The 25,218-nt window shown below is 45.5% G+C and carries 34 protein-coding genes and 1 pseudogene; 34 read left to right on the top strand and 1 reads right to left on the bottom strand.

Annotated elements, in window-relative coordinates; genetic code table 11:
• The first annotated feature begins 107 nt into the window (after positions 1–107).
• Positions 108–1,772: a glucose-6-phosphate isomerase gene (gene pgi, locus BN202_RS03400; RefSeq protein WP_019219129.1), complete on the top strand. Its 1,665-nt coding sequence runs from the start codon at positions 108–110 to the stop codon at positions 1,770–1,772.
• An 897-nt stretch (positions 1,773–2,669) separates the two neighbouring features.
• Here pgi and BN202_RS03395 read toward each other — a convergent pair.
• Positions 2,670–3,200, bottom strand: a complete 531-nt coding sequence (locus BN202_RS03395; protein WP_034987401.1) for a helix-turn-helix domain-containing protein — start codon at positions 3,198–3,200, stop codon at positions 2,670–2,672.
• A gap of 153 nt (positions 3,201–3,353) precedes the next feature.
• On the opposite strand from BN202_RS03395, the gene BN202_RS03390 reads away from it, so the two are divergent.
• From BN202_RS03390 to BN202_RS03235, 33 genes and pseudogenes are all read left to right on the top strand, one after another.
• Complete coding sequence (locus BN202_RS03390) at positions 3,354–3,659, top strand: helix-turn-helix domain-containing protein (protein WP_005864619.1); 306 nt, start codon at positions 3,354–3,356, stop codon at positions 3,657–3,659.
• A gap of 73 nt (positions 3,660–3,732) precedes the next feature.
• Positions 3,733–3,870 (top strand): hypothetical protein, encoded by a 138-nt coding sequence (locus BN202_RS09905; RefSeq protein WP_019219127.1) that lies wholly within the window; start codon positions 3,733–3,735, stop codon positions 3,868–3,870.
• Complete coding sequence (locus BN202_RS03385; RefSeq protein WP_019219126.1) at positions 3,854–4,252, top strand: hypothetical protein; 399 nt, start codon at positions 3,854–3,856, stop codon at positions 4,250–4,252. The genes BN202_RS09905 and BN202_RS03385 overlap by 17 nt, the downstream gene beginning before the upstream one ends.
• Positions 4,252–5,226: a ParB/RepB/Spo0J family partition protein gene (locus BN202_RS03380; protein ID WP_019219125.1), complete on the top strand. Its 975-nt coding sequence runs from the start codon at positions 4,252–4,254 to the stop codon at positions 5,224–5,226. The genes BN202_RS03385 and BN202_RS03380 overlap by 1 nt, the downstream gene beginning before the upstream one ends.
• Positions 5,223–5,681: a hypothetical protein gene (locus tag BN202_RS03375; protein WP_019219124.1), complete on the top strand. Its 459-nt coding sequence runs from the start codon at positions 5,223–5,225 to the stop codon at positions 5,679–5,681. Before BN202_RS03380 ends, BN202_RS03375 begins: the two co-directional genes overlap by 4 nt.
• Positions 5,678–7,675: a transposase domain-containing protein gene (locus tag BN202_RS03370; protein WP_019219123.1), complete on the top strand. Its 1,998-nt coding sequence runs from the start codon at positions 5,678–5,680 to the stop codon at positions 7,673–7,675. Before BN202_RS03375 ends, BN202_RS03370 begins: the two co-directional genes overlap by 4 nt.
• A gap of 343 nt (positions 7,676–8,018) precedes the next feature.
• A pseudogene (locus BN202_RS03365) lies at positions 8,019–9,049 on the top strand (AAA family ATPase).
• Positions 9,046–9,309 (top strand): hypothetical protein, encoded by a 264-nt coding sequence (locus tag BN202_RS03360; RefSeq protein WP_019219122.1) that lies wholly within the window; start codon positions 9,046–9,048, stop codon positions 9,307–9,309. Before BN202_RS03365 ends, BN202_RS03360 begins: the two are co-directional and overlap by 4 nt.
• Positions 9,309–9,578 (top strand): hypothetical protein, encoded by a 270-nt coding sequence (locus BN202_RS03355; RefSeq protein ID WP_034987188.1) that lies wholly within the window; start codon positions 9,309–9,311, stop codon positions 9,576–9,578. Before BN202_RS03360 ends, BN202_RS03355 begins: the two co-directional genes overlap by 1 nt.
• The gene (locus BN202_RS03350) at positions 9,571–10,194 is read left to right on the top strand and encodes a DUF3164 family protein (RefSeq protein WP_019219120.1); all 624 of its coding nucleotides are present in this window, start codon (positions 9,571–9,573) and stop codon (positions 10,192–10,194) included. The genes BN202_RS03355 and BN202_RS03350 overlap by 8 nt, the downstream gene beginning before the upstream one ends.
• Before the next feature lie 8 nt (positions 10,195–10,202).
• Positions 10,203–10,820 (top strand): phage protein GemA/Gp16 family protein, encoded by a 618-nt coding sequence (locus BN202_RS03345; RefSeq protein WP_019219119.1) that lies wholly within the window; start codon positions 10,203–10,205, stop codon positions 10,818–10,820.
• A gap of 6 nt (positions 10,821–10,826) precedes the next feature.
• Positions 10,827–11,243, top strand: a complete 417-nt coding sequence (locus BN202_RS03340; protein ID WP_019219118.1) for a helix-turn-helix domain-containing protein — start codon at positions 10,827–10,829, stop codon at positions 11,241–11,243.
• A 78-nt stretch (positions 11,244–11,321) separates the two neighbouring features.
• A complete protein-coding gene (locus BN202_RS03335; protein ID WP_019219117.1) occupies positions 11,322–11,903 on the top strand; it encodes a glycoside hydrolase family 19 protein in 582 nt (193 codons plus the stop codon).
• Complete coding sequence (locus BN202_RS03330; RefSeq protein ID WP_019219116.1) at positions 11,900–12,172, top strand: hypothetical protein; 273 nt, start codon at positions 11,900–11,902, stop codon at positions 12,170–12,172. Before BN202_RS03335 ends, BN202_RS03330 begins: the two co-directional genes overlap by 4 nt.
• Positions 12,173–12,178: 6 nt before the next feature.
• Positions 12,179–12,517: a hypothetical protein gene (locus tag BN202_RS03325; RefSeq protein ID WP_019219115.1), complete on the top strand. Its 339-nt coding sequence runs from the start codon at positions 12,179–12,181 to the stop codon at positions 12,515–12,517.
• On the top strand, positions 12,483–12,722 hold the full coding sequence (locus BN202_RS03320; protein WP_034987182.1) for a hypothetical protein: 240 nt from the start codon (positions 12,483–12,485) through the stop codon (positions 12,720–12,722). The genes BN202_RS03325 and BN202_RS03320 overlap by 35 nt, the downstream gene beginning before the upstream one ends.
• Positions 12,719–13,033 carry a DUF2730 family protein gene (locus BN202_RS03315; protein WP_019219113.1) on the top strand — a complete coding sequence of 105 codons (315 nt, stop codon included), beginning with the start codon at positions 12,719–12,721 and terminating at the stop codon, positions 13,031–13,033. Before BN202_RS03320 ends, BN202_RS03315 begins: the two co-directional genes overlap by 4 nt.
• Positions 13,030–13,386, top strand: coding sequence for a VpaChn25_0724 family phage protein (locus BN202_RS03310; RefSeq protein WP_019219112.1), 357 nt, complete (start codon positions 13,030–13,032; stop codon positions 13,384–13,386). Before BN202_RS03315 ends, BN202_RS03310 begins: the two co-directional genes overlap by 4 nt.
• Complete coding sequence (locus BN202_RS03305; RefSeq protein ID WP_019219111.1) at positions 13,349–13,930, top strand: phage protein Gp27 family protein; 582 nt, start codon at positions 13,349–13,351, stop codon at positions 13,928–13,930. The genes BN202_RS03310 and BN202_RS03305 overlap by 38 nt, the downstream gene beginning before the upstream one ends.
• Positions 13,923–15,563: a hypothetical protein gene (locus BN202_RS03300; RefSeq protein WP_019219110.1), complete on the top strand. Its 1,641-nt coding sequence runs from the start codon at positions 13,923–13,925 to the stop codon at positions 15,561–15,563. Before BN202_RS03305 ends, BN202_RS03300 begins: the two co-directional genes overlap by 8 nt.
• 12 nt (positions 15,564–15,575) lie before the next feature.
• Complete coding sequence (locus BN202_RS03295; RefSeq protein ID WP_019219109.1) at positions 15,576–17,177, top strand: DUF935 domain-containing protein; 1,602 nt, start codon at positions 15,576–15,578, stop codon at positions 17,175–17,177.
• Complete coding sequence (locus BN202_RS03290) at positions 17,170–18,375, top strand: phage minor head protein (protein WP_019219108.1); 1,206 nt, start codon at positions 17,170–17,172, stop codon at positions 18,373–18,375. Before BN202_RS03295 ends, BN202_RS03290 begins: the two co-directional genes overlap by 8 nt.
• A gap of 435 nt (positions 18,376–18,810) precedes the next feature.
• Positions 18,811–19,869 carry a phage protease gene (locus BN202_RS03285; protein WP_019219107.1) on the top strand — a complete coding sequence of 353 codons (1,059 nt, stop codon included), beginning with the start codon at positions 18,811–18,813 and terminating at the stop codon, positions 19,867–19,869.
• Positions 19,866–20,207 carry a DUF2190 family protein gene (locus BN202_RS03280; protein ID WP_019219106.1) on the top strand — a complete coding sequence of 114 codons (342 nt, stop codon included), beginning with the start codon at positions 19,866–19,868 and terminating at the stop codon, positions 20,205–20,207. The genes BN202_RS03285 and BN202_RS03280 overlap by 4 nt, the downstream gene beginning before the upstream one ends.
• Positions 20,208–20,219: 12 nt before the next feature.
• Positions 20,220–21,185 (top strand): major capsid protein, encoded by a 966-nt coding sequence (locus tag BN202_RS03275; RefSeq protein WP_034987178.1) that lies wholly within the window; start codon positions 20,220–20,222, stop codon positions 21,183–21,185.
• Between the two features lie 11 nt (positions 21,186–21,196).
• Entirely contained in the window at positions 21,197–21,619 is a 423-nt protein-coding gene (locus BN202_RS03270; RefSeq protein ID WP_019219104.1) for a gp436 family protein, read from the top strand.
• Position 21,620: 1 nt separating this feature from the next.
• The gene (locus BN202_RS03265; protein WP_019219103.1) at positions 21,621–22,115 is read left to right on the top strand and encodes a phage virion morphogenesis protein; all 495 of its coding nucleotides are present in this window, start codon (positions 21,621–21,623) and stop codon (positions 22,113–22,115) included.
• A complete protein-coding gene (locus tag BN202_RS03260) occupies positions 22,112–22,639 on the top strand; it encodes a hypothetical protein (RefSeq protein ID WP_019219102.1) in 528 nt (175 codons plus the stop codon). Before BN202_RS03265 ends, BN202_RS03260 begins: the two co-directional genes overlap by 4 nt.
• Entirely contained in the window at positions 22,636–23,229 is a 594-nt protein-coding gene (locus BN202_RS03255; protein ID WP_019219101.1) for a phage baseplate assembly protein V, read from the top strand. Before BN202_RS03260 ends, BN202_RS03255 begins: the two co-directional genes overlap by 4 nt.
• 12 nt (positions 23,230–23,241) lie before the next feature.
• Positions 23,242–23,424 carry a hypothetical protein gene (locus BN202_RS03250; protein ID WP_019219100.1) on the top strand — a complete coding sequence of 61 codons (183 nt, stop codon included), beginning with the start codon at positions 23,242–23,244 and terminating at the stop codon, positions 23,422–23,424.
• A gap of 3 nt (positions 23,425–23,427) precedes the next feature.
• On the top strand, positions 23,428–23,814 hold the full coding sequence (locus tag BN202_RS03245) for a GPW/gp25 family protein (RefSeq protein ID WP_019219099.1): 387 nt from the start codon (positions 23,428–23,430) through the stop codon (positions 23,812–23,814).
• Complete coding sequence (locus tag BN202_RS03240) at positions 23,801–24,667, top strand: baseplate J/gp47 family protein (protein WP_019219098.1); 867 nt, start codon at positions 23,801–23,803, stop codon at positions 24,665–24,667. Before BN202_RS03245 ends, BN202_RS03240 begins: the two co-directional genes overlap by 14 nt.
• The coding region (locus BN202_RS03235) for a phage tail protein (protein ID WP_019219097.1) at positions 24,667–25,218 on the top strand (552 nt) is incomplete at its 3' end. The genes BN202_RS03240 and BN202_RS03235, both read left to right, overlap by 1 nt.

Genomic DNA, 25,218 nt, shown 5'->3' with positions numbered 1-25,218 from the left:
ATTTTGTATGCGAGCAATAAAAATGGCTAACAATATAAGGAGGCGCTCTCTGTTTTGTTATTGTTTGTATATAAATTTCATTGCCTGTTATAATGGGGAATAAGACCATGGGAGATGGCTTATTGATTCAAAATAAAAAAGCTTTTGAGACAGCTTTGCAAGCTTTAAGAGAACATGCCACAAAGGATGGTGTATGTAATGTCCGTAGACATTTTTTAGAAGATTCGCAACGTTTTTCCCGTTTTTCTTTAAGGCTTGATGATCTCCTTTTTGATTTTTCAAAATGTGGTGTGACGTTAAAAACATTACAACTGCTAGATGATTTAGCTGTTGCAGCAGATGTATTAGGCAGGCGTGAAGCAATGTTTTCCGGTCAATCCATTAATACAACGGAAAAACGCTCAGTTCTTCATGTTGCATTACGTTTGCCTGCTGATGAAGTTTTCATGTTGGGTAACCATGATTTGGTTCAGGATATTCAGGCTGTTCTTCATGATATGGAAAAATTTTCTAAAGAAGTACGTAATGGCAGCTATAAGGGGGGCAGTGGCGAGAAGATAAGTGATATTGTTAACATTGGTATTGGTGGCTCTGATCTTGGACCTGCGATGGTTACACGTGCTTTGAAACCTTATCATGATGGTCCACATTGCCATTTTGTTTCTAATGCTGACAGTGCACACATTTCTGATATTCTCTCTGTTTTGAATCCGGCAACGACACTGTTTGTCATTGCTTCTAAGACCTTTACAACAGCAGAAATGATTGCAAATGCTCAAGTTGCGCGTCAATGGATTCGTTCACATTTAGGAGAAAAGGCTGTTGGTAGACATTTTGTTGCTGTTTCTAGTGCTCTTGATAAAGTGGCGAAATTTGACATAGATTTTGCAAGAGTTTTTCGATTTTGGGATTGGGTTGGAGGGCGTTATTCAATTTGGTCTGCCATTGGTCTTGTTGTGATGTTAGCAATAGGGGGGCAGAATTTTCGCCAATTTCTCAAGGGCGCGCTACAAATGGACCAACATTTTAAAATGGCGTCGTTGCATGAAAACATTCCTATTCGATTTGCTCTTTTAGGGTTTTGGCATCGTGTTATTTGTGGTTATACATCACGTGCTATCATTCCTTATGCACAGCGTTTGGGGCATTTTCCAGCTTATTTACAACAGCTTGATATGGAATCAAATGGTAAGCGTGTTTCTTTGGATGGCAAACCATTAAATTTTTCAAGTTGTCCGGTTGTTTGGGGGGATTCAGGGACAAATGGTCAACATGCTTTTTTTCAGCTTCTGCATCAAGGAACAGATGTTATTCCTGTAGAATTTATTTTATTTGTAAAAGGGCATGAGCAAAATTTACATTCTATGCATGAAATGTTGGTAGCGAACTGTTTAGCGCAATCAAAGGCTCTCATGAAAGGACGCAGTGTTGAAGATACTCGGCGTATCCTGTTAAAAAATGGTATGAGTGAGCATGAAGCAGATAATTTAGCGCCTCATAGAAGTTTTGAGGGAAACCGTCCCAATATTATATTGGTTCAGGATTTGTTGACACCTTTTGCGCTTGGTCGTCTCATTGCACTTTATGAGCATCGCATTTTTGTTGAAGGTATTTTGATGAACATTAATTCATTTGATCAATGGGGTGTAGAACTTGGTAAAGAATTAGCAAATGAACTGTTACCGATACTGCGTGGAGAAAACAAAGCAAATAAGCGCGATAGTTCAACATTAGGGTTATTAGCACATATTCAAGCAAGACGCGCAGAATAATACAGAATCCGCAAAGTCTTTTGTGTGGCACCATCTTTAAGCTTAGGAAGGTGCAAGCTAGCGTCATCATTCTTTCATCAATTCAAAATATCACGACAATTCTTGTATTTGAGAGCATCCACAATATTATAAATCATATGCTGTCTCAGTATAGTTTAAGAGTAGCTTTTTACTGGGGGAACAGGACGAATGAGATAGGAATGCATGATAATTCATTCTTTTATGCACATTTTTTACCATGAATACTTTATTTTCTAGATTGAGTTTTAGTGACTTTACAAGAAAATTTCTAACATCAAGGCATTTTGATTCTGAATCTCGACCATGATGTGAGAAACCAACAGCTTTTTGTGTGCTATGGATATTTCCCTTTAATGTTCTTTATTCTTTGAGAAAGTTTTTTTAAAATCTTTTGAAAGGGATGCATTGATGCACAGTGTAGTTTGACACTAGGTTTTGTACTAAGTGGGAAGAGGTGGGATTAGATAGGAATACGTGATAATTTATTGTTTTTATGTATAAAATTTAGCATTAAATGCGTGTTTTGTCAAATTGGATTTTGACACCTAAAATTGTAAAAAAGAGCTAAAAAGAGCGAAAATCGGAATTTGAGCGTAAAAATGCGAAAAGGCTTTGAAAGGTCTTTGAAAATCCTTTGAAGATTTTTAAAAAGTCTGTGAAAGCCCAGAAAACCGCCTTTGAAAAGCCTTTGAAAAAAATCCGATAAAGTGTGAAGCGCATTGCAAAATCAGCCAAAAATGATCAAAAAAGCAAAAAAGATATGCGCCATATGGCGCGTTTCTATTTTTTGTAAAAATAATTATTTAAAAACAATGCGTTATTTAAGTTTCTTAATGTAAAGAGAAACGCGCCTGTATTTTTCATATTAAAGGGGCATTAAGCCGTATCTTGTGTAGTTTCTAGATGTGCTCTTTCGGCTTCTATTTGGCGCTTTAAATGCAATTTTAGAAGAGGCAAGGTAAGCTCTATTTCTTCCGTGTCGTTGATGTCTTGAACCAGCTCTTGCAGTTTTTTATAAAGTTCCGCCGCGAGTTCCGCTATATCTTCAGGGGGGAGTTTTATATTTTCATCGCGATAGGTTGTATAAGCGATGCGACCAAGTTTTTTCATGAGACCAGCAGGAATAGTAGGTGCTTTAAAACCTGCTGCTTTTGCTTTTGCCATATCTGTAAACATTTCGCCTTCTCCAGTGACGAGCCAGTCTAAGGATATTCCACAGCGATCTTTATATATTCGCATTATAGATGCAGGGGGTTCTTGCAAACCCGTTTCATAATTACGCATAGTCGTTTCGGGGATTTCAAAATGTTTAGCAAATTGTTTGCGCTCCGTAAAACCAAGGGTGTGCCGTATTTCACGCAATCGTTTTGCGAGTTCTGTTGCAGGTTCTTTTTCAGGTCGTGCCAAAAAAATCACTCCAAATCCATTTTCGGTATTTACAAAAGCCGAATTTGGCATTATACCTCTAATTACCGCCCGCTATAGAGGGCAGATATTTTACAATTAACCCCACAAAAAACGGATAGTTGGAATATCCGTTTTAAGCAGGAGCGAAAGTTTATGACAACCACACAAACATGCATTCAAGTATGGGATCGCCATAGTATTTTAGCTGAGCTACGCCGCCGGAACATGACCTTGGCGGAGCTCGCGAAAGCTTATCAACTCTCGTCATCCAGTGTTCAACACATTTGGACACGGTCTAACGAGAAAGCCGAACGCGCCATTGCCGATTTTATCGGTTTGCCCGTCGAGCAGGTTTTTAGCGACCGCTACCCCAAAAGTCGCCGTCGCATTTTTAAAGCAGCAAAACATGCCAATACAGATTCGCGTGCGCATTCTGCTTTGCGCGGTAATGCTGCTTAAACTTCGTCACACGGCTCTGCGTGTTAGCGCATTTGCCATGTATTTAGATACCATAAGATAAAAAGGTTTATCAATGTCTAAAGATCAATACAAAATAGACAAGAAAGATTGCACACTGTTGCCTCATCAAGCAGCCGATTGGATGGGTTGTTTTTTAGGTTTTTGTGGTCAAGTTTTCTTTATCGGGGGTGGTTATGGTTGCGGCTTATAATTTATGGACCCCAGATGTCAGACGCGATATCGTTAATCCTTATTCCGAAGTTGAACGATTACAAATTATGCTTTCCTGTTCTTTTAAGGCAGTGAGTGGTGGATTTAGGCATGTACCAATCCGATATATTATTGACCCTCCGCATGGCTTATTTGATGCGGCATTAGCACGACAGATTGCTATTCATATTTTGCATTATCAGTTTGAGGTTCCACGGCGGCGTATTGTCGCTATACAAGAACGGCAACGGACTTCTATTTCTCTGTCACTCCAAGTGATTAATCGGCGGTTAATGGAACCAGTTTTTGCGAAAGCTTATCGAAGATGGGCGGGGCGTGCGATGGATTTGTTTTTACGAGAAATGGATAAGGCGGTTGGATAATGGCACGGTTTCAAGAGATTTCTTTAGATTTGATTGTTGTACCGGAGCGTATACGCCCTGTTGATGATGAGCATGCCAAGGCGCTTGCCCAATCGATGGCACGAGAAGGGTTGATGAATCCGATTACGGTGCGCCATACGCCCAATGCGAAAGAGGGGCATTATACGTTGATTGCGGGGGCGCATCGATTACGGGCGGCGGAGCTTTTAGGGTATAGCGCTATTGAAGCGGTTGTGGTGCAGGCAGATAAAGAAAATGCTGCGCTTTTAGAGGTTGCAGAGAATTTGTTTCGCAATGAATTGTCAGTGATTGACCGTGCGCTTTTTGTGCAGACGTATCGCGAATTGTGGGAAAAGAAGTATGGGGAGATTCAACGTGGTGGGGACCATGGTAATCAATATACAAAGGACAAAGTGGCAAAAGGACAAGTTGTCCCTTTGCCAAATGATGGCTCTTCAGAGCACAATGAAACTGGGGGTGAAGGGGATAAAAAATCAAAGGATCAAGTTGATCCTTTGATCGGTGATGAGAAATTAGGACAAGTTGTCCCTATTTCTCATACCGATAAAGATAGTGGCCAAGGAACAGTTTTATCTTTTGCCGAACATGTGGCGGACCGTATTGGTTTGTCTTCAAAATCAGTAAGACGTCTTAACAGCATTGCTCAGCATTTACAGCCGGAGTTGCGGTCTGTTTTGCGGGGGACTGCTTTGGCGGATAATCAAGCGCAGTTGTTGAAGTTGGCAAAGATGGAGCCGGTTGCGCAGCGACGGGTGGCGATTGCTTTGCAACAGGTTGAGGGGGATTTACGGCGGGCTGTTGATTTGGTCAATGGGATTAATATACCCCCGAAAGTTAATGAGCAGGAACGGGTTTTTGCTCAATTGTTGGGGGTATGGCAGAGAGCGGATGCACAGACACGGGCGCGGTTTTATGCTTATTTGAACAAGCAATCGGGGGAGGAGCAGGCATGAAGACGCGTGGTTCTCATCAACTTGATTTTTTTCAACGTCCGGTTTTCCCCTGTCGTGAACCTGTTGCGCAGATTGATTTAGGGCGGTTTCGCTCACGCATTAAGCGGGCGATGGCGCGGGCTTTGCGTGAATGCCGCTATGAGCGCAGTGAGATTGCAGAGCGTATGGCACATTATTTAGGCATTGGTTGTTTGAGTAAGGCGAGTTTGGATGCTTATGTAGCGGAAAGTAAGCAGGTGGATATTTCCTTGCCGCGCTTTAAAGCTTTTGTGCGGGCAACTGGCGCCTTTTGGCTTTGGGATGAGGTGGTGAGTGAAGATGGTTTGCTGTTGTTGCAAGGGGATGAAGCACGTTTGGCAGAAATTGCACGATTGCAGCAGGAACAGCGTGAGATTGCGGCGCGGTTGAAAGCCATGCGTGCGGTTCCGGTTCGCATTAAAAGGGGGCAGCCATGAAAGAGTGGTTTAGTATTGCTGAATTAGCCAAGGCGGCTTTGCCAGGATTGCCGCAAAGTAAGGGCGGATTGCGTAAAATTTTGGCGACCACATGGCGTCATCAAAGTGAATTGATACGTAAAGTTAAAGGCGTTTCTCGTCCTGTTGTGGAGATTCACATTTCTTTATTGCCGGAGGGAGCGCGGGCGGCGTTGTTGTTGCGGGCGGGGAGTGTTGATGTTTTGCGCAAGGCAGAGGAAAAGAGACAAAAAGAAGCGCTTTGGGCGCGTTATGAAGGGCTTTCAAAGGTGCATAAAAGCCGTTGTGAACAGCGTTTGAAGGCACTTTGTTATATGGAGGACTTACTCCATGCTGGTATGGGGGTGCATGATGCAGCAAGTTTGTGCGCGGTGCAATTTGGGGTTAGCCGGATGTCGCTTTTTAATTGGCGGCAGATGGTTGAAGGGTATGAGCGCCCTGATTGGTTGGCAGCGCTTGCGCCTTGTTATGGTGAGGAGACTGTTTCGCCGTTTGCACCCTGTCATGAAGAGGCTTTTGAGGTTTTATGTTCGGACTATTTACGCCCTTCACGTCCTGCATTTTCGGCATGTTATCGGCGGATGGTTGGGGTTGCGCGGGAGAAAGGTTGGGCGCCGATCCCTTCAGAGCGGGCGTTACGCCGTCGTTTTAAGGCGCAAGTTTCCAAGGCGGTTGTAGCGTTAGCGCGTGAGGGCGAGGAGAAGGCAAAAAAGCTTTATCCCGCACAACGGCGTGATCGGCGTGCCTTGCATGCAATGGAAGCGGTGAATATGGACGGGCATAAGTTGGATGTTTTTGTGCGTGTTCCTTGGACAGAAAAGCCTGTGCGGCTTTATCTGATTGCCATTCAAGACCTTTATTCAGGCAAGATTTTATCGTGGCGCTTATCGGATGCTGAGACTTGGGAAATCGTACGTTTGGTGATTGGGGATATGGTGGAGGCTTATGGAATACCAGAGCGCATGACTTTGGATAATGGGCGTGCTTTTACCAGCAAATGGATTTCTGGAGGCGTGCAAAACCGCTTTCGTTTTAAGATTAAGGCGGATGAACCGCAGGGTCTTTTGACCAGTTTGGGTATTCAATTGCAATGGACGACCCCTTATAGCGGACAGTCTAAACCGATTGAGCGGGCATGGCGTGATTTGGCAGAGGCGATTTCAAAACACCCGTTATGTGCGGGGGCTTATACGGGTAATAAACCGGATGCAAAGCCTGAAGATTATGGCAAGCGCGCGATGGAATTGGAAGAATTTAAAACCCATGTTGGGGCGCAGATTGTGGCGCATAATGCGCAAGAAGGACGCAAGGCGCTGACATGTGCGGGGCGCAGTTTTGATGAGACCTTTACTGAGAGTTTGCAAGCCGAGGGGACGATTGTTCGGCAAGCAAGTGCAGCTCAGAGGGCTTTATGGCTTTTGACTTCAGAGGCGTTGCGTACGCAAAAGGGGACAGGTGAGATTCATTTTTATGGCAATCGTTATTGGGCGCGGGCGTTGAATAGCTATGCGGGGCAAAAGGTGATTGTACGCTTTGACTCGGATAATTTGCATCAAGATTTACGGGTTTATGATTTGAATAATCAGTTGCTTTGTTTGGCGCCTTGCCTTGCGGATGTGGGTTTTTACGACCAGCAGGCGGCGCGTTTGAATGGGCGTTTGCGTAAAGAATATGTGAAGGCTGTTAAAGCAGAAAAGCAGTTGGCGGCAAAGCTTGCGCCGGATCAGTTGGCGGATGTTTATGCAAAAGTTGCAAGGAGGGGTGATGATGCAAAGTCCAAGCGTCCTGTTTCCCCAAAGGTGAGCCGTTTGATGCCAAAGAATGCGGGGAATCTGGCTTTAAAGGCTCATGATGCAGTTTTAGGGGATGATGAGGCTTTGGATTCCGGAGAGTTTAGTCAACATTTGCACCAAGCTTTAAGGCGCCTTAGCGCTTCAAGTGAGGCGCATGAAGTGATTAAGTTTCCTAGAAGATAAGAAAAGAGAGGGGGGGACTTATAAGAGTGCCTATAAGGGGGGCTGGTTTTGTATCGCGTACCAGCTTGAAGCGTTAACAAAGAAAGGGGGGAGGAGAAGTCTTAATCCATTTCAATATTTTAAATCAATACAATTAAGTTTTCAGGTGTTTTTGCCTTGATTTGAGCGCGAAGCCTTGAAATTAGCAAGTTCCCCGATGTGTAAGAAAGAGAGGGGGATTTGTCAGGTTAGCCGTTTTAGTATCGCGTACGGCTTTAAATGTTCATTGAAGACAAAAGACAAGGGGCAAGATTTTAGCCCTTCCCCTTGTCGATGTCTAAATCAATACGAAAGGGGAATATATATGAAGTACACGATAAATGCAACCGTTGATAAAAATCCTTGGGAGCGACCAAAAAACAGCCCGATGGGACAGCACAAAACCGCAATAGTGATGATATTGCTTTATGGGATGCGCTTGTGGATTCCGTGCGCGCTTTAGGACGGACGAATGGCTGGACTAAAGCAGAAGTAGCGCGGCGCATAGGTATGCCGGATGGCACCTTTTCGCAGTGGTATGCGGGCAGTTATGCGGGGCAATTGGGCAAGCAAAATGCCAAAGTTCAACAATGGGTTGAAGCGTTAAAAGAAACGGCAGGGCTTTTGGAGATGATCCCTGAAAAGCCTGCATTTCAAAAGAACCGTATAGCTTGTGAAATCATTGACACGTTAACACTGGCACAAAGTACGGGGGATATGGTGATGATTACCCTTGATGCGGGCAGTGGCAAAACGGAAACTTGCCGCCATTACCGCGCCACCCGCCCGCATGTTTATCTGGTCACAGCAAGCCCGCATACACGCAGTGTTCATGGTATTTTGAATGATATGGCAGCAGAATTGGACGTGGTGGAATATAATCCCACCCGCTTAACCCGTGCCATTGGCAAGAGATTAGAGCGTGTGGGTGGTGGAACATTGTTGATCGTTGATGAGGCGCAAAATTTAACGGATGAGGCGATTAATCAGTTACGTCATTTTGTTGATATCAATGGTACGGGGCTTGCTTTGGTTGGCAATGATGAGATTTCGGGGCGTCTCGTGCATCGTCAAAATGGACCTTCTTATGCACAAATTAAAAGTCGTTTGGCGATGCATTTGAAACGTCGCAAACCTTATAGTGAGGATATTGCGGCGCGCATTCACGATTGGGGGATTGAAGATGCTGGGGCGATAAAGTTTTTGACCGGTATTGGTTTGAAAGCTGGGGCTTTACGGCAGATTGATAAAACCATGATGTTGGCGCGCATGGCAGCCCTTGGGGATGAGAGTGAGGTGACGCTTAAACATGTCAAAGCCGCATGGAAAAACCGTAATGTGGAGGAATTGGCATGATGAGCTTAAGCCCTAAGGAATTATCCGATACGCTTGTTGGTCTTTATGATGATTATCAATGCGGTTTGGATATTAGCCAAGAACTTAAATTGTGTGTGGATTTGGCATTATCGCTTGAATTGGAGTTGAGTGTTCACCGTTTGGGTGAAGCGGGTGCAGTTTTGGAAGCCCAAGTTTCAGAAGTTTTGAGTGAGTGTGACAGCACTGATGCGGATAAGAGCAATCGTGTGATTTATATGGATTTTGGAGGCGGAAAATGATGGAACGGAACCCTTATATGGTGAGAGATTGCTTGATTGCTTTGCGCTCTGGCTTTTTGAAGCATGAACTGAATGGGATTTTTTTGCATGGACAAGATGTGAGAGAATTGAATGATTATTTACGGCGCTTAGCGGGCTATAACCACATTTTAGGACATGAACTTATGCGGTGTCGTTGGCAATTGAAAGCGGGATGTGCGCCTCATTCAGGTGAAGTTTTGCCGTTTCGTCGTTTTCAGGAAAAGAAGGAGGAGTTTTGCGATGAATAAACAGATTGAACTTGAAGGCACGCATTATATGAAGGATGCGAAAGGGGCTTTGGTGCCGGTGGATATGATCCGCCCTGCGGATTTGCTGGAAGATGAGACGGTGCGGAAGGTTATGGGGTATGCGAAGGAGTTATCGGCAAGGATTGCGCGTTTTAACAACCATACGATTGCGGATTTGAGTGATTTTGATAATTTGCTTGCGCAAGAATATGGTGTAGCGCGGCGTGGTAAAAAGGGCAATTGTACTTACACAAGTTTTGATGGTTTGCAGCGTATTAAGGTGCAGGTACAAGAAAGCTTTGATTTTGGACCGCAATTGCAAATTGCCAAAAGCCTTCTTGATGAGTGTTTGAATGAATGGTCTGCGGATGCGCGCCCTGAAATCCGTGCGATTATTACGCGTGCTTTTAATACGGATAAGGAAGGCAAGGTGAATCGGGGCGAAATTTTTATGCTGTTGCGCTTGGATATCAGTGATCCCCGCTGGAGAGAAGCAATGCGGGCAATCCGTGAAGCCATCCGTGTGACGACCTCTAAGGAATATGTGCGTTTTTATGAACGAGACACATTAGAAAGTCCTTGGCGTGCGGTGACCCTTGATATGGCTAAGACGTGAGGGAAACCATGTCTTTAGCGGCTATTCATATGAGCAAACGCGCGTTAGGTCTTGATGATGAGACCTATCGCGCACTGCTTTATCGTCTGACAGGCAAGTACTCGGCAAAAGATTTGAGTGTTTTAGAGAAGCGTTTGGTGATGGATGAGATGCGCGCGTGTGGTTTTCAACCAAAAGCTAAGCTTTTAGAGGGCAAATATGCCAAAAAGCTTCAAGCTTTATGGATTGCAGGGTGGAATCTTGGCATCATTCGTGATCGTTCAGATCAAGCCTTGGTGCGTTTTGTCAAAAGACAGACAGGGATTGATCATATTCGCTTTTTACGCGATAGCGATGATGCGTGTAGAGCTATTGAGGCGTTGAAAAGCTGGTTGCAGCGTGAGGGTGGGGTTGACTGGAAGGGGAAAAAGATTCAAGATTCCTGGCAAAAGATGCCAGGATATTTAATTTTGCGTGCCCAATGGAAGCGTTTGAATCCCGATGTTGTATTTGACCTTGGGGCTTTTCATCAAAGTGTTGTGGCGTTAAGTGGTAAAGCTTTGGGCGAGATGAGTGGGGGCGATTTTATAGAAGTGATGAATGTTTGGGGGCGGATTATTCGTCAAGGTGTTAAAAGCGAGGGGTAAGCATGCATGCACGAGGAAGTCTATAGCGATTTTCCTGCCTTATTGCGTGAAATAGCCGCTGTTGCGGGCAGTGAGGCAGCATGGAATATGATGCGGGCTTTTGGCGGGCGAGAAGTTTATATCCCTGGGCGTCTTGAGAATGCGGATTGGTTGATTGAAATTGTTGGGTTTGAAGAGGCGGAGCAATTGATCAAGTATTTTTGTTTTAATGGTTCTGGTGTGCGCCTTCTTATCCCCCTTGGTAGAGATGCTGAACGTCGGCAAAAAATGGTCAAAGCCTTGCAAAAAGGCTGGTCGGTGGATGCAGCGGCTGCGGTTTCTGGTATGCATGTGCGCACAGCTTATCGCTTAAAGAAGAGAATTTCTTCACGAGAACCCCAAGGTTTGTTATTTCCAGAACTTTATGAGTGTTGTGATATTTGACTGACAGTGTCAGGCTTATATTGGAGGGGTGAGATTTCATAAACTGCGAATGAATTTTATTCATTGAGCGGTTTTTTTATGATTTCAATAGATGCTTCTTTTCTTCATCAACTTGCGCCTAAATTGGCGCATCATGCGCGCCAAGATTATATTATTGTTGAGATGGCACGTTTCTTGCCTGAAGTTTTGTCTTATGGGGCACTCACGACACCTTTGCGTATTGCACATTTTTTAAGCCAATGTGCCCATGAGAGTGATGGCTTTTTTACCCTTTGTGAATATGCCTCAGGGCGCGCTTATGAAGGACGGCGTGATTTAGGCAATGTCAACCCTGGTGATGGTGTGCGCTTTAAGGGGCGTGGTTTGATCCAATTGACGGGGCGTAATAATTATCGCCGTTTTAGCAAGTTTTGGGGCTTAGTCGATGAACAAGCGGTTGATTGTGAAGCTTTTCCAGAAGTGCTGGAAAAATTTCCGGCAGCGCTTTGGTCTGCCATTTGGTTTTGGCAGAGGAACGGCTTGAATAAGTTAGCAGATCAAGATGATTTGCTTAGAATTACCAAAGCGATTAATGGTGGGAAAAATGGTCTTGTTCAGCGTTTAACGTATCTTAATCAGGCCAAAAAGCTTTTGGGGCTTTCATGCGAGGTGACGTCATGAAGCCATCGTATCGGGGGTCTCGGCGTTATTTATGGTGGTCCTTTTGGTTTGCTTGGGGGGTTATTTTTTTGCTCATTTTGGGAGGTTTGTTTGGAGCACCCCGTATTGTTGATATGGCGGCGATTTCTATTCCTTCGATGGTGGCAATTATTGTTGGGAATTTGGGAGTGCATCGCGGTTTTGGTTCTTTGGATTTTTCCAATAGAAAGCGTTTTAATCCTCCTGAGAGCGGGAAATACGGGTGCAATGATGGGTTATGGAGGGGGTGAAGGTGAATGTTTAATCCTTCTTTAAAGCTGTCTTTTGGGGTGCTTTTTTTTGCGCTTTTCCTTTTCATGTTGTTTGGTTGGATGAAGGGGCAAGTTTTAAAAGCAGAAAAAGCGCGTGATGTGTATTGGCGCTTAGAAATTGCCAAGATTTCCCTACAAGCAGAGTTTGAGCAGCAACAGCAAAGAGAGGCAGCACAAAGAGCAGAGCTGCAAGCACAAGGGGTGATTTCTGCTTTAAGACAAAGGCTTACAAAAATGGAGGAGGTCAATGCAGTATTGCCAACTACTGGCGGTGGCATTGGGCTTGAGCGTGTGCGCTTGCTCAACACCCAAGCCAAGGGATAGTTTTGCTTATCAGTTTTTATCGGTTGAATTGCCGCCTGTTGTTCGCATGGTGTGTGCCCGCCCTTCTTTGTTGCCCGAACGCGCTTTGAATGCACGCGAAGTGGTGCATTATTGGAGCCGTGATCGTGCTGCTTTATTGATCTGCGAACAGCACAGACGAGCAGCTGTCAAAGCCATTTTAATGAAGTCAAGGAGGGGTTCGTGAATTTGGATATTAGTGTGGCCAATGGTTGGTTGTCTTTGCTTTTATCGGTTGTTGCGATTTGTGGTGTTTTGAGAGCTTATTTTTCTTCTGGCGCTAAGGAAATGCTGAAAGATATCGTTGCGCTTAAAGAGCGTGTGCAAAAATTAGAAACAGAGATGGATTTTTTGCCAGATCGTGATGCTTTGCAAAGGTTGGAAGTGAATCTGGAACGCTTAGATGGTCGTCTCAACACGCTTTCTGCGCAATTACAACCGGTGGCAGCCATAGGTGAGCGCTTGCAAGAGTTTTTACTGGAGAATGCCAAGAAATGAAAGCAGATATGGATAAAATCATCCGTGAAGAAGCGCGGTTGATTATTTTAAAAGGGCTTGCTTGTGAGCGGAGCGAAACGTTATCGAGTGCGATGATTGAGCGGCTTTTATACAGTTATGGTATTCGGCGTGATCGCGATTTTGTGCACAATGAACTGGCTTTTATGGAAGATCAAGGCGCTGTTACATTAAAATGTGTGGGGTCTGTTTTGCTTGTAGCTTTAACAGAACGGGGGGCGCGTCATTTAGATCGTAGTTTTTCCATTGAAGGGATTAAGCGCCCCAAACGTTCATCGATAAAAGACGAGGTGAGGGATGCGCAAGGTCGGGCGTGGACGCTTAACGGCGATTGATTTATTGCCACAAGCTTGTGATCAAATTATTGCAGAGGCGGCTGAAGCTTTAAATGGGCGTGAAAAGACGCAAAAAGCCATTTATGATGAGTTTAAAGCAGCTTTGAAGGCTTTAAAAAAAGAAATGGGTCTCAATTTTTCTATTCCCTCTTTTTCCAGTTTTAATCGTTATTCTTTGCGGCTCGCGGTGATGTCACGGCGCTTAGAACAAACGCGTGAAATAGCAGCAAGCCTCTCTCAGCGCTTTGATGCCAAAGCTTCTGATAATATTACTCTGTTAACAGCTGCAGCGATTAAAGAGCTTATTTTTTCCACGTTAAGCAGTGGGAAAAGCCTTTCGCCAAAGGCTGCCCAAGAGTTGGCTAATGCGCTTAAAGGGGTTTTGGCTGCTGAACATTTATCTACGACCAGACGGCAAAGATTAGAGAAGGATTTTACAAGTAAGGCAAGTAAAGCGGTTGATGTAGCAGCGGCAGCAGCGGGGCTCTCAGAAGAGACGGCAAGGGCTATTCGTGCGCAAGTGTTGGGGATAAAACATGGTTGAAGGGTGTGAGGCTTTTGAACAGACTCCTTTAAACAATGATGCAAATGGTGATCGGTTGGGTTTTGATCTTTGGCAGACAAGTGCTTTTCCAAAAGAGAAAGATCCCTTAGCTGAAGGGGTTTTGATGGCGCATCAACGGGCATGGATTGAGGATAAATCTCCCTTAAAGTTGGTTGAGAAAGGGCGCCGGACCGGCATTACTTTTGCAGAGGCTCTAGATGATACGCTGATTGCGGCGGCAACGTTTAAGGCGGGGGGCGATAATGTTTTTTACATTGGTGATACCAAAGAAAAGGGGCGTGAATTTATTGGCTATGTGAGCAATTTTGCGAGAGTACTTACCAGCCACAGTGGGGATGTGGAAGAATTTTTATTTCCAGATCAAAAAGAGGATGGGTCGACAAAATATATCTCTGCTTATCGGGTACGCTTTGCTTCGGGGTTTCGCATTGAAGCGCTTTCAAGCCGCCCTGAAAATATTCGCGGACTACAGGGCATTGTGGTGATTGATGAGGCAGCGTTTCATCAAGATGTGCGCGCTGTTTTGGATGCGGTGAATGCCTTGTTGATTTGGGGCGGTAAAATCCGTGTGATCTCAACACACAATGGGGTGCTTAATCCTTTCAATGAACTGATCCGTGAGGCGCGTGCAGGCAAAGTTCCTTTTTCTCTGCATCGTTACCCCTTTGGTGAGGCTGTTAAAAATGGCTTGTTTAAACGGGTTTGCGCCATGAAGGGGGAGGGGTGGAGTAGGGAAGCAGAACAACAATGGGAAGAGCAGATCCGTGCTTCTTATGGGGTGCGTTTGAGTGCTATGCGGCAAGAATTGGATGCTATACCGGCTGATCAAGAAGGGGCAGCTTTAACGCGCTTGCAGATTGAAAATTGTTGTGTACCAGATATTGCGGTGTTGCGTTTTGCTTGTGTAGATCAGTTTAAGAACCAATCGGATGATCAACGAAGTCAAGTGGCGTTTTCTTGGTGTGAGAAGCATGTAAAGCCTCTGCATGTTCGGCTTGATCGGCGGCGCCAACATGTTTTTGGCGTTGATTTTGCGCGTTCAGGCGATGCCACCTCGATTGTGGTGATGGAAGTGGGACAAGATTTGGTACGCCGTGTACGGTTTATGGTGGAATTGCGCAATATGCCGTTTGATCAACAAAGAGAGATTTTATTTTATGGGGTTAGTGGATTGCCACGTTTGTTAGGGGGCGCGTTAGATGCGCGGGGCAATGGGGCTTATTTAGCCGAAAAAGCAGCGCAGCGTTATGGGGCGTGTGTGAGGGAAGTACAATTGTCGCAAAGTTGGTATGGCAAAGAAATGCCGGCTTATTTGGAAGCCTTTGGGGATGGGTCTATTGTTTTGCCGCGCGATAGTGATATTGTGGCGGATCATCAAGCACTTGCTTATGTCAATGGCATTGTGAAAATTCCAGACAATCATCGTTTTAAAGGCAGTGATGGTTTTATGCGCCATGGGGATAGTGCTATTGCTTGCGCTTTGGCTTATTTTGCTAGCCGCCAGACGCCGGAAATTTACGAATATACGCCTGTGAGAGAGGTTTATAGCTTTGATGAAAGTCCGCTCTTTTCACCCGCTTTTGTTTCAACGATGCGATCAAAGATTTATTAAGGGAATTGTGAGATGGTAAAACTGGTTGATCAATGGGGTAGGGCGCTTCATATAAAGGGATTGGAACGGGAAGTGGCAAGCCCAAGCATTGGTGGTGTTCGTGATGTATGGTCACAAACCATTGTCAGTGGTCTCACCCCTCTTCAACTTGCCGATATTTTGCAACAGGCAGCACGGGGGCATCCAGAGCAGTTTTTCCAACTCGCGGATGATATGGAAGAGCGTGATTTGCATTATCGTGCGGTGCTTGGCATGCGTAAAAATGCCCTCACGGGGGTGGAGCCTGGGGTGATTGCGGCAAGCAACAGTGCACAGGATAAAAGAATAGCCGATGCGGTGCGCGAAGTGATTAGCGCGCCTACTTTTGTTGATGATTATGTGGCGGATTTGTTAGATGCCTTGGGCAAAGGCTATGCGGTTGTTGAAACCTTGTGGGATAAGAGTGCCAAAGAATGGTGGCCGGTTGCATGGAGGTGGCGTGATCAGCGGTTTTTTCAATTGGATAGGCGAGACGGTTTTCATTTGCGTTTAAAAGAAGAGGGATCTTTGCACGGAAGTGAACTGCCTGCTTATAAATTTTCCATTCACAGACCAAAGTTAAAAAGTGGATTGCCAATCCGTTCTGGGCTTGCCAGACTTGCGGCTTGGGCATTTTTGTTTAAGTCTTATACCTTGAAAGATTGGATGGCTTTCTTAGAAGTTTATGGCATGCCTTTGCGTGTAGGTAAATATGGTGCGAGCTCTTCTGAAGCAGAGCGGCGGGTTCTTATTCAAGCGGTACGTGATTTATCCAGTGATGCGGCGGCGATTATTCCCAAAGAGATGGAGATTGAGTTTATTGAAGCGGCAGGAGGCAGTGGCAATGCGGTTTTTGCCGCAAAGGCGGAATATTTAGATCGACAGATCTCTAAAGGGGTGTTGGGGCAAACCATGACGACGGATGATGGGGCGTCTTTTTCGCAAGCCCGCATCCATGAAAATGTGCGCCATGATATTGCCAGAGCTGATGCACGGCAATTGGCTTTGACAGCTAATCGTGATTTGATTGTACCTTTTGTTGAGATTAATTTTGGGCGCCAAGAGCGCTACCCCCTTGTCTATTGGCCGATTTCGGAAAATGAAGATATTAAAGCGATTAGTGATGCTTTAGAAAAACTTGTGCCTCTAGGATTGCGTGTTGGGGCGCAAGAAGTACGCAATAAGATTGGCTTTTCGCAACCAAAAAGGGAAGAAGATGTTTTAAAGGCTCCTGATAATGCGCCTGATGATGAGAGGGGACAAGAGGATGGTGCGGGGCAACAAAAAGCTCATGTTTGTGCTGATTGTGGGGGGGCTTTTGATGTTTCTGTGACAAGAGAGGGTAAGAGTGGAAAAGAGCAGAGTGGAAAACATCACGACGAATTGGATCGGCTTTCGAGTGAGGCTTTAAGTGACTGGGAAGAGGATTTAGAACCCCTTTTAGAGCCTTTTAAAAAGCTTGTGAGAGAGGCTAAAAGTTATGAGGATATCCTCAAAGGCTTAGATGAATTGTTGGGCGAGATGGATCATCATGCTTTGGCAGCACGCTTGGCAAAGGTGCAAATGATTGCGCGGGGACTGGGGTATCATGGATGAGGAACTTTTTAAAACAGCACCCAAAGAGGTCACCCGTTATTTTGCCGCCAAAAATATTGTTCCAAGCTTTGATTGGCGGGATATAGCACCAGAAGAGCATGCCTTTTCCTTTACGGTGGCAAAATCAGTAGGCTATGACATTTTAGAGGATTTTAAACAAGCGGTTGGAGACGCTATCAAGCATCAAGTTCCTTTTCAGGATTTTCAAAAAAATTTGATGCCGATTTTACAGGAAAAGGGCTGGTGGGGGAAAAAGACCAGCATTGACCCGAAAACGGGTGAAAAAAGTGTGGTGCAATTGGGCAGCCCGCGGCGTTTAGAAACGGTCTATTGGGCCAATACCATGAGTGCCCATGCGGCAGGTGAATGGGAACGTACACAAAATAATAAAGAGTTTTTGCCTTATCTGACCTATGCGTTGTCGAGTTCAGAACATAAGCGTTTAGAACATGAAAGTTGGGTGGGTTTTACGGCACCGGTTGATGATCCCATTTGGGATTGGCTTTATCCCCCCAATGGCTGGCGATGTAAATGCAGTGTGCGGCAGGTAAGCCGTTATGAGGCAGACAATTTAGGCTATGAAGAGGGGGCAGCACCACCCCATGTGGAGACGCGGGTTTGGCGCAATAAGCGGACGGGGCTTGTTGAAAAGATACCCGTAGGCATTGATCCTGGATGGCATTCTAACCCCGGGAAACATCGCGCGCAAAATTTAAGCAATTTTTTAAGTGATAAAATTTCCCTAATGGGGGACAATCGCAAACGCATTGCTATTGAAGATATTGTGGGCTCACCGCTTTTGGAAGCGATGTTTGAAGGACATATGCCTCGTGGATTTCTTCCCATAGCCCCAATGATAGAAAAGGTGCGTGATGTTTTTGGTGGGGACAATTCTCTTATTCGTTTATCTTCAGACAGTGTGAAACATATTTTGTTAGAGCATCAAGCGCGGTCTCTTTACTTGGAGGATTTTCGTGGTGCCATTCAAACCTTCATAAAACCCTATGGTATCATCAGACGCAAAGATGTGCCGAGTGTTTTGTTTTTTGGTGAAAGTGGTGGGGCGTGGTGGCGCTTTGTGGTCAAATGGGTAGCAAGCAAACAAGAATGGTGGCTGACCTCCATGCATAAAAAGAGCTTCAGAGAAATTCAACGTTTGTTACATGTTGCTGAAAAGAAGGGCGAGAGGTTGTTATAAAGAGAACAACAGGAAGAAAGTCCTATGATTTTAACGGAAAAGAGGCGAGGAAAATGAGAAGGCGTGGAGGGCGGTCAACTCCTCGCAGGTCCGGTAAAACCGTCCTGGTATAACTGGCTCACGCCTCGCGGGTAATCTAACAGTTTAAACATTCAAAAGCAATCTTTAAAAAAAACGCGTTTTGAGAGAGGCTTTTTGTATTAAGACGATAATTTGTACCTTAAGATCTCTAACGGCGCTCTATCGCCTTTGAAGTGCCTTTGAAAACGATTTTATGAGAGGGTTTGGTATTGGGGTTTCTCTTACAGGCTATAAGAGGGAAAAAAAGTGCTTTTTTTAAGAAGTGCTCTTTTGACTGACACTGTCAGGCTTATGAGTTGAAGGGGATTTCGTGCATTGTATTGCCAATGATAATTGTAAAGCAATAGGCAATGTATGGAACAGGAATTTCACGAAGATCAAGAAGATGGGCATGCTGAAGGATGTCATGACGAGATATTTCATGCCGCGTTCATAGATCTTTGCCCAGACGTTTTATGCCAAGACGGCACCGTTAGCCAAGCACCGGAATGGGTGCAGTTGTTGCCCAAAGCGCCAAATGTGAAGGCGCGTGATGGACGGGAATGGCATTATGACCCACAAAGGATTTTAAAGGCTTTTGCAGCCAATAAAGGACCGCTTGTGATTGATTATGAGCATGGTCAACATCACAGAGCGAGGAACGGCTTGGAAGCGCCGGCAAGCGGCTGGATTGAAGAACTCGCAGAGCGGGATGGTGCGATTTGGGGTCGGGTTAAATGGACCGATATGGCAGCTAAAAAGATTGTAGGGCGGGAATATCGCTATCTTTCCCCTGAGTTTCGTCATTCTAAAAATGGTGAGATTTTAAGTTTGGCAGGGGCAGGGCTGGTGAACCGTCCTGCCCTTGTGATGACGGCTTTAAGCCGTGAACACCCTTTAACCCCCCCTTTGATACCTCTTGTGGTGTCCCCAACAACCTTGACGGAGAAAATGATGGATTTAACAGCCATTGCCAGTGCTTTGGAGCTGGCAGAAGATGCAAAACCTGCAGAAATTTTAGCAAGCATTGCAACACGTGAAAAAGAACGGGTGGAATTAAATGCTCAATTAACAAAAGCGCGAGAAGATTTAGCACTTTTGCGGGAAGAGCAAAAAAAGGCGACGATTGAGGGTCTTTTAGACAAAGCGATTGAAGAGGGCAAGATTTTGCCGGCTGCGCGTGAAGAATATCGTGCCCTTTGTACCCTTGAAGGGGGCATGGAACATTTTCAAACTTTGGTTGAGAAATTGCCCGTTCTCGCATCGACAAGCCCTTTAGAAACATGTGCCTTGGTGCAAGAACATCAGCTTGCGCCAGAAGATATTGCACTTGCTGCACGCCATTATCAACAAGAGCAGAAAGCACAAGGCTTCGACATCACCATTAGCCAAGCGGTTGATTATATTTCTGAACAAAAGGAACGCCAATCATGAGTACGACGATTTTGATTAAATCTTTTCGCACTGCAGCAGAGATCTCTCCTTATTTTATTGTTGCAGCGCGCAGTGATGGAATGGTGGCAACGGCTACTGGGAAGGCTGATAAATTATTAGGCACTGCCGGCTCTTGTAAAGCAAAGGCTGGCGAAATGATCGATGTTGCTCAATGCGGTTGGGGCGAAGTGGTTTGTGGAGGCAATGTTTCCTTTGGTGACTTTTTAACCTCTGACCCCAAGGGGCAGGCTATTAAGGCAGAAGCCGCAGACCGCACCATTGGCATTGCCATGAGTGATGGTTCTGCTGGTGATGTTATTTCTTTTAAAATTAATTAATCGAGGCTTATGATGAACAGACCTTTTCCCATTGATCCAACCCTTACCGCTATTGCTATTGGGTATCGCAATCCAGCAGGTTCTCTTATTGGCGATAAAGTTTTGCCCCGTGTTTGTGTTTTAAGTGAAGTGTTTAAATATAGTGAATTTCCGCTCGCGGAAAGTTTTACGGTCCCTGAGCTTGAAATTGGACGGAAAGGACGCCCGAATGTGGTGGAATTTTCTGCCTTTGAACGGGAAGCCAGTGTGAGAGATTACGGGCTTGATGACCTTATTCCCAATTCAGATATTGAAGCAGCAGCCCGCGCACGGGCAGAAAAGCGCTCTCGTTATAACCCTGAAAAGACCGCTGTAGAGGGGCTTGCCAATTTGCTGGAATTGGGGCGTGAAGTGCGTGTTGCAGAACTTGTGCAAAACAATAAAAATTATGCACCAGAGCGGGTGATGACGCTTAAGGGTGAGGATAAATTCAGTGATTATGACAAATCAGACCCTTATGCCACCTTAGATGAGGCGAAGGATAAGGCTCTCGTCTATACGCCCAACACCATTGTGATGGGTAAAGTTGTTTGGTCAAAACTCAAACGTCATCCCAAAATCATCAAAGCCGTTAAGGGGGGTGGCACTGCTGATGGTTTTGTGACCAAAGCGCAATTTGCTGATCTGATGGAAATACACCCCGATCGTTTACTCATTGGTGAATCGCAAGTGAATTTAGCTCGCAAAGGGCGTACGGCGCAATTGGCGCGCGTTTGGGGCAATAAGATTGCTCTGCTTTATATTGATCCCACCAAGCAACAGGCGGATGGTTCGGTCATCAGTTGGGGCTTTAGTGCTCAATTGGGCGAGCGTATCTCTGGGGTGATCTCTGATCCAGATATTGGTTTATCGGGTGGTAAACGGGTGCGTGTGGGTGAACGGGTGTGCGAATTGGTTGCCGCAAAAGATGCCGGTGTATTGCTGCAAGATGTTGTTTAAGGAAAAGACTAATGGCGTATGCAAGCAAAACATTGATTGAAGAGCTCTGGGGTGATGATTTCTTGAAAGACTTATGTGCTTTTGATGATGAGGCTGATCCAATGCTTTTCGATCAAGCCATTGCCCTTGCTCTAAACCAAGCAAGCGGTGAGATTGATGTGCATCTCTCTCATCGCTACTTGGTCCCCATTGCTGGACAGCCGGCGGCTCTTGGCATGATCTGTGTCAATATTGCTGTTTATAATTTAGCCATACGCCATACGGCACTGACCACGACCATTGAAGATCGTTACAAACAGGCGGTTGAACTCTTGAAACGCATTGCGGAAGGCAAAGCGGGTTTAGGCATAGATGAGCCTAAAATTATGAGCGAAGATGGTCCCGTGCGTGATGGGGCTTTTTTCCATGCTAAGCCGCGTTTGATGGGAAGATAACATGTCTGTTTCAACCCATATTGAGATTAAAGAGAGCGGGCTTGAAGCGGCTTTATCCTTTTTGCAAAAGGGAGCTGATAGCTCGATGGGGACTTTGGCACAAGGGGTTGGGCGTCTCATCCAAGAAAGCACAAGGCGGCGGATTCAAAGCGAAAAAAATTCTCCCCAAGGAGAAAAGTGGAAAAACAATCATGCTCGCACCTCCATTCTTTATGCCAGTGGGGCACTCTCACGCTCTATTGATATGAAAGCCTCACCAGAACAGGTGATTGTGGGCTCTGGGTTGGTTTATGCGCGGATTCATCAATTGGGTGGGGTTATTCGCCCGAAAAATGGCAAAACCCTACGCTTTTTCTTGAGAAGCAGCAAGGCACAGCGCTTTGTTTGTGTGCCTCAAGTGACCATGCCGGCGCGCCCCTATTTAGGGCTTTCAGAACACAATAAAGTGGAAATTATCAAAGCAGCAGAAGATTGGCTGGGAAGGGTCTTTTCATGAGTCAAACAGTCAAACAAGCAGGGCGTATTAATGCGTTTCGTGAGGCGGTGATAAGGAGCCTTAAAAGCGCTCTGCCGGATGTGCGCGATTGTGCCTGCCAATTTGGGCGTTTTAACTTGGAAGAACTTGAAACACAAATGCTTGTTGCGCCAGCAATACGTGTTGCAGTGTTAGAAAGCCGCTTAAGTTCTGTTGCTTCTGGTCAGATCAGTGCAGAGCTTCATTTAGGGGCATTTATTATCACCACGGGCAAGGAACGGGATGTTTCCAGTTGGCTTTTGGCAGAAGCGATAGGGGTTTTATGCCATAGCGGACAATTGTGGGGGTTAACGCATGTAAGCGCCCCGCAGGATGTGTCAATTGACCCCATTATTTCTGCGGCGATTAAGCAGCGCGGTGTATCGATTAGTGTGGTGGAATGGCATCAAGATTTGCATCATTTAGGACAAGATATTTTTGCGGGTGAAGACAAACGACAACTTAAAGCCGGATTGATCTCATGTGATGATGAGGTGTGTTCATGAATGATGCGCATTTGTTGGGCGAGACTTTTCGGCAAATCATGAAGCGCCTTGATGCGCTTGAACGCTGTCTTGCCAACCAGCACATGATGGGGCGGGTGGCGCAAATTGATGGACATAGGGTGCGGGTCAAACTTTCTTGTGAAAGTGCCAATGGTCAAGCAGTTTTATCGCCTTGGCTACAAGCACAAGAAGCGGCTGGTGCTGTTTCAAGCAATATGCCTTTAAACATTGGTGATCCGGTGCGCTTGTTAAACCCCCATGGCGAAATTGGCTCTGCGTCTCTGGTGGTGCGCGATAGCTATAGTGACGATGCACAAAACCAGGCGCGCTCGCCGCAAGAGCTTGCGCTTTGTTATGCAGGTGGTGCACTGCGAATGACTAAAGATGAACTTATTCTCTCCCATGGTGAAAACCAAATCCGTTTGAGTGCACAAGGGCTCATGCTTTGTCACCAATCAACCCGTGTTGAATTAACGGGCAGTGTGCAGATTGAAGCAGAAGATTTAAAGCACAATCAAAAATCTGTTGGAGCAAGCCACAAACATGGTGGGGTCAAAATGGGGACCTCCACAACCTCTAGTCCTCTTTAAAGGAGCTTTATGATGCGTGAGAAAACTTATGTTATTTTAACCAATGCCGATTTTGTGGCAGGTCAACGTTCACCGGGGAAAGGTGAGGAAATTCGTTTAAGTGAAGAGGCGGCAAAATATCCGCTTCTTCTTGGTCAGATTGCTGAAAAACCAGCTCCAACCGTATCTCTTACAAAAACAACAAAGGGGGCTTAAATCATGCGTTGTGGGATGAGCGAAAAGGATGGCTCTCTCTTATATGGCTTTGCGCATTGCCAACAATCCATTCATAAATGTTTGATGACACGGGTGGGAACACGGGTCTTGCGTCGCCATTATGGGTGTGGTGTCAAAGATTTCCAAGATGCCAATGCCAATCCTGCAACGATTTTACGTCTTTATCAAGAAATTGTGCAAGCGCTCGATGATCCAGAATGCGGAGAACCTGGGTTTTCGCTGCAGAGAATTGATTTAATCAAAGCAACGCGTGAGGGAACATTCCACTTTGTTTTAAGGGGCATTTTTTATCCCGATGGGCATTTGGGGGATTGGTCCCATGGGCAAGAGAGGCAATTTCCGCTAGAGGTCTCCTATGGCAGAGCCTGAATATTTATCCCTTTCACAACGCTCGCTACCACAAGTGATTGAAGAGCTTTCTGTTGAAGCCATTTTAGAGCAAAAGATCACGCGTTTGACTGAGCTTTTTGCGGCGCATCATATCCCTTACAATGTGGAAAAGACCGCTTATGATCCCGTGGTCATTCAATTACAAGCGGCTGCTTATGAAGAATTGCTGTTGCGCCAGCGGATCAATGAAGTGGCACGGGATAATTTGCTCGAATTTGCGCATGGCACAAGTTTGGACCATTTGGGGGATTTTCATGGGGTCACGCGCCTTTTAGATGAGGATGATGAGCGTTTTCGCCGCCGCATTCGTTTAAGCCGGCAAGGGCATTCTACAGGGGGCACAGCACCCCGCTATCAATATTTTGCTCTCTCCAGTGATATCCGTGTCAAAGATGCTTTTGTTTACCGTGTGGGCAAAAGCCCGCTTATTCATGTGGCTCTTTTTAGTGATGCCCCTTCAGGAGTGGCCGATGAGGCTTTGATTGCCAAGGTTCAAGCAGCCCTTGATGCCCCCCATGTTAAAATGACCAATGATACCCTCTTGGTCAAAAGTGCCATCCAGCGGGTGATTGATATTTCGGCTAACCTTTGGTTGTTACCCGGTGAGCGAGAACAGCTTTTAGAAAGGGCAGAGCAGAATTTAAGAGAAGAATGGGCGCGTGCAGGCAGACTTGGGCGTGATCTATATTCAAGTTGGATATTAAGCCGCCTCATGGTTGAAGGTGTACACCATGTGGAGGTTACAAAGCCACAGGAAGATATTCTTGTTGCTCCACATGAGGCGGTAGCACTAGGGGAAATTACTTTATCATTACGGGGGGATGCTTATTGATGCTTTCCTCACTTTTGCCCCCAAATTCAAGCTTGTTTGAACGCTGTTTGGCTGGGGCCATGGCTCTTTCCCCGCAAGTCAAAAGGGCTCTTGAAGATATTGTGCGTGCCAAATTGATCACGCGTCCCCCTTCTTGGTTACCCTTCTTAATTGACGAATATGGTTTACAAGAACTCACCCCTTATGTTCCAAACCTCTATGATCTTCTTGACCAAGGACTTGAATGGCAGCGGATACGTGGCTCTGTAGCGGCAATTGATATGGGTCTTCAATGGCTTGGACTCTCAGTACATTTTACACCCGCGTGGTCAGAGCGTGCATGGTGGAATTCCTTCCAACTTGAATTTGATCACTTGCCTGAACGAGGTGATCTTGAGGCAATTGAAGCCATTGTCGACCTTTCCAAAAGCTTGCGCTCTGATTTTCGCCGCGGTGTCATTGGTTATGATGTGGGGGCTATACAAGCCAATATGTCAAGGCTTGATGACAGCATGCTGGATTTTGAGAGTGGAATCCGTCTTAAAGCTCTTGGCACACTGTTTTCTTTTGGA

The sequence above is a fragment of the Bartonella florencae genome, assembly GCF_000312525.1.
Classification (GTDB): Bacteria; Pseudomonadota; Alphaproteobacteria; order Rhizobiales; family Rhizobiaceae; genus Bartonella; species Bartonella florencae.
Note: the sequence above shows the minus strand (reverse complement) of the source record. Positions and strands in the feature narration are given on the sequence as shown.

Bases quoted from the DNA above. Each gene is read 5' to 3' on its own strand.
- BN202_RS03300 (WP_019219110.1), top strand. From the start codon at position 13,923: ATGGTTGAAGGGTGTGAGGCTTTTGAACAGACTCCTTTAAACAATGAT.
- BN202_RS03340 (WP_019219118.1), top strand. From the start codon at position 10,827: ATGCACGAGGAAGTCTATAGCGATTTTCCTGCCTTATTGCGTGAAATA.
- BN202_RS03250 (WP_019219100.1), top strand. From the start codon at position 23,242: ATGCGTGAGAAAACTTATGTTATTTTAACCAATGCCGATTTTGTGGCA.
- BN202_RS03265 (WP_019219103.1), top strand. From the start codon at position 21,621: ATGTCTGTTTCAACCCATATTGAGATTAAAGAGAGCGGGCTTGAAGCG.
- BN202_RS03270 (WP_019219104.1), top strand. From the start codon at position 21,197: ATGGCGTATGCAAGCAAAACATTGATTGAAGAGCTCTGGGGTGATGAT.
- BN202_RS03305 (WP_019219111.1), top strand. From the start codon at position 13,349: ATGCGCAAGGTCGGGCGTGGACGCTTAACGGCGATTGATTTATTGCCA.
- BN202_RS03375 (WP_019219124.1), top strand. From the start codon at position 5,223: ATGAAGACGCGTGGTTCTCATCAACTTGATTTTTTTCAACGTCCGGTT.
- BN202_RS03380 (WP_019219125.1), top strand. From the start codon at position 4,252: ATGGCACGGTTTCAAGAGATTTCTTTAGATTTGATTGTTGTACCGGAG.
- BN202_RS03280 (WP_019219106.1), top strand. From the start codon at position 19,866: ATGAGTACGACGATTTTGATTAAATCTTTTCGCACTGCAGCAGAGATC.
- BN202_RS03355 (WP_034987188.1), top strand. From the start codon at position 9,309: ATGGAACGGAACCCTTATATGGTGAGAGATTGCTTGATTGCTTTGCGC.
- BN202_RS03345 (WP_019219119.1), top strand. From the start codon at position 10,203: ATGTCTTTAGCGGCTATTCATATGAGCAAACGCGCGTTAGGTCTTGAT.
- BN202_RS03330 (WP_019219116.1), top strand. From the start codon at position 11,900: ATGAAGCCATCGTATCGGGGGTCTCGGCGTTATTTATGGTGGTCCTTT.
- BN202_RS03310 (WP_019219112.1), top strand. From the start codon at position 13,030: ATGAAAGCAGATATGGATAAAATCATCCGTGAAGAAGCGCGGTTGATT.
- BN202_RS03240 (WP_019219098.1), top strand. From the start codon at position 23,801: ATGGCAGAGCCTGAATATTTATCCCTTTCACAACGCTCGCTACCACAA.
- BN202_RS03390 (WP_005864619.1), top strand. From the start codon at position 3,354: ATGACAACCACACAAACATGCATTCAAGTATGGGATCGCCATAGTATT.
- BN202_RS03385 (WP_019219126.1), top strand. From the start codon at position 3,854: ATGGTTGCGGCTTATAATTTATGGACCCCAGATGTCAGACGCGATATC.
- BN202_RS09905 (WP_019219127.1), top strand. From the start codon at position 3,733: ATGTCTAAAGATCAATACAAAATAGACAAGAAAGATTGCACACTGTTG.
- BN202_RS03370 (WP_019219123.1), top strand. From the start codon at position 5,678: ATGAAAGAGTGGTTTAGTATTGCTGAATTAGCCAAGGCGGCTTTGCCA.
- pgi (WP_019219129.1), top strand. From the start codon at position 108: ATGGGAGATGGCTTATTGATTCAAAATAAAAAAGCTTTTGAGACAGCT.
- BN202_RS03325 (WP_019219115.1), top strand. From the start codon at position 12,179: ATGTTTAATCCTTCTTTAAAGCTGTCTTTTGGGGTGCTTTTTTTTGCG.
- BN202_RS03260 (WP_019219102.1), top strand. From the start codon at position 22,112: ATGAGTCAAACAGTCAAACAAGCAGGGCGTATTAATGCGTTTCGTGAG.
- BN202_RS03295 (WP_019219109.1), top strand. From the start codon at position 15,576: ATGGTAAAACTGGTTGATCAATGGGGTAGGGCGCTTCATATAAAGGGA.
- BN202_RS03275 (WP_034987178.1), top strand. From the start codon at position 20,220: ATGAACAGACCTTTTCCCATTGATCCAACCCTTACCGCTATTGCTATT.
- BN202_RS03245 (WP_019219099.1), top strand. From the start codon at position 23,428: ATGCGTTGTGGGATGAGCGAAAAGGATGGCTCTCTCTTATATGGCTTT.
- BN202_RS03335 (WP_019219117.1), top strand. From the start codon at position 11,322: ATGATTTCAATAGATGCTTCTTTTCTTCATCAACTTGCGCCTAAATTG.
- BN202_RS03285 (WP_019219107.1), top strand. From the start codon at position 18,811: ATGGAACAGGAATTTCACGAAGATCAAGAAGATGGGCATGCTGAAGGA.
- BN202_RS03255 (WP_019219101.1), top strand. From the start codon at position 22,636: ATGAATGATGCGCATTTGTTGGGCGAGACTTTTCGGCAAATCATGAAG.
- BN202_RS03350 (WP_019219120.1), top strand. From the start codon at position 9,571: ATGAATAAACAGATTGAACTTGAAGGCACGCATTATATGAAGGATGCG.
- BN202_RS03290 (WP_019219108.1), top strand. From the start codon at position 17,170: ATGGATGAGGAACTTTTTAAAACAGCACCCAAAGAGGTCACCCGTTAT.
- BN202_RS03360 (WP_019219122.1), top strand. From the start codon at position 9,046: ATGATGAGCTTAAGCCCTAAGGAATTATCCGATACGCTTGTTGGTCTT.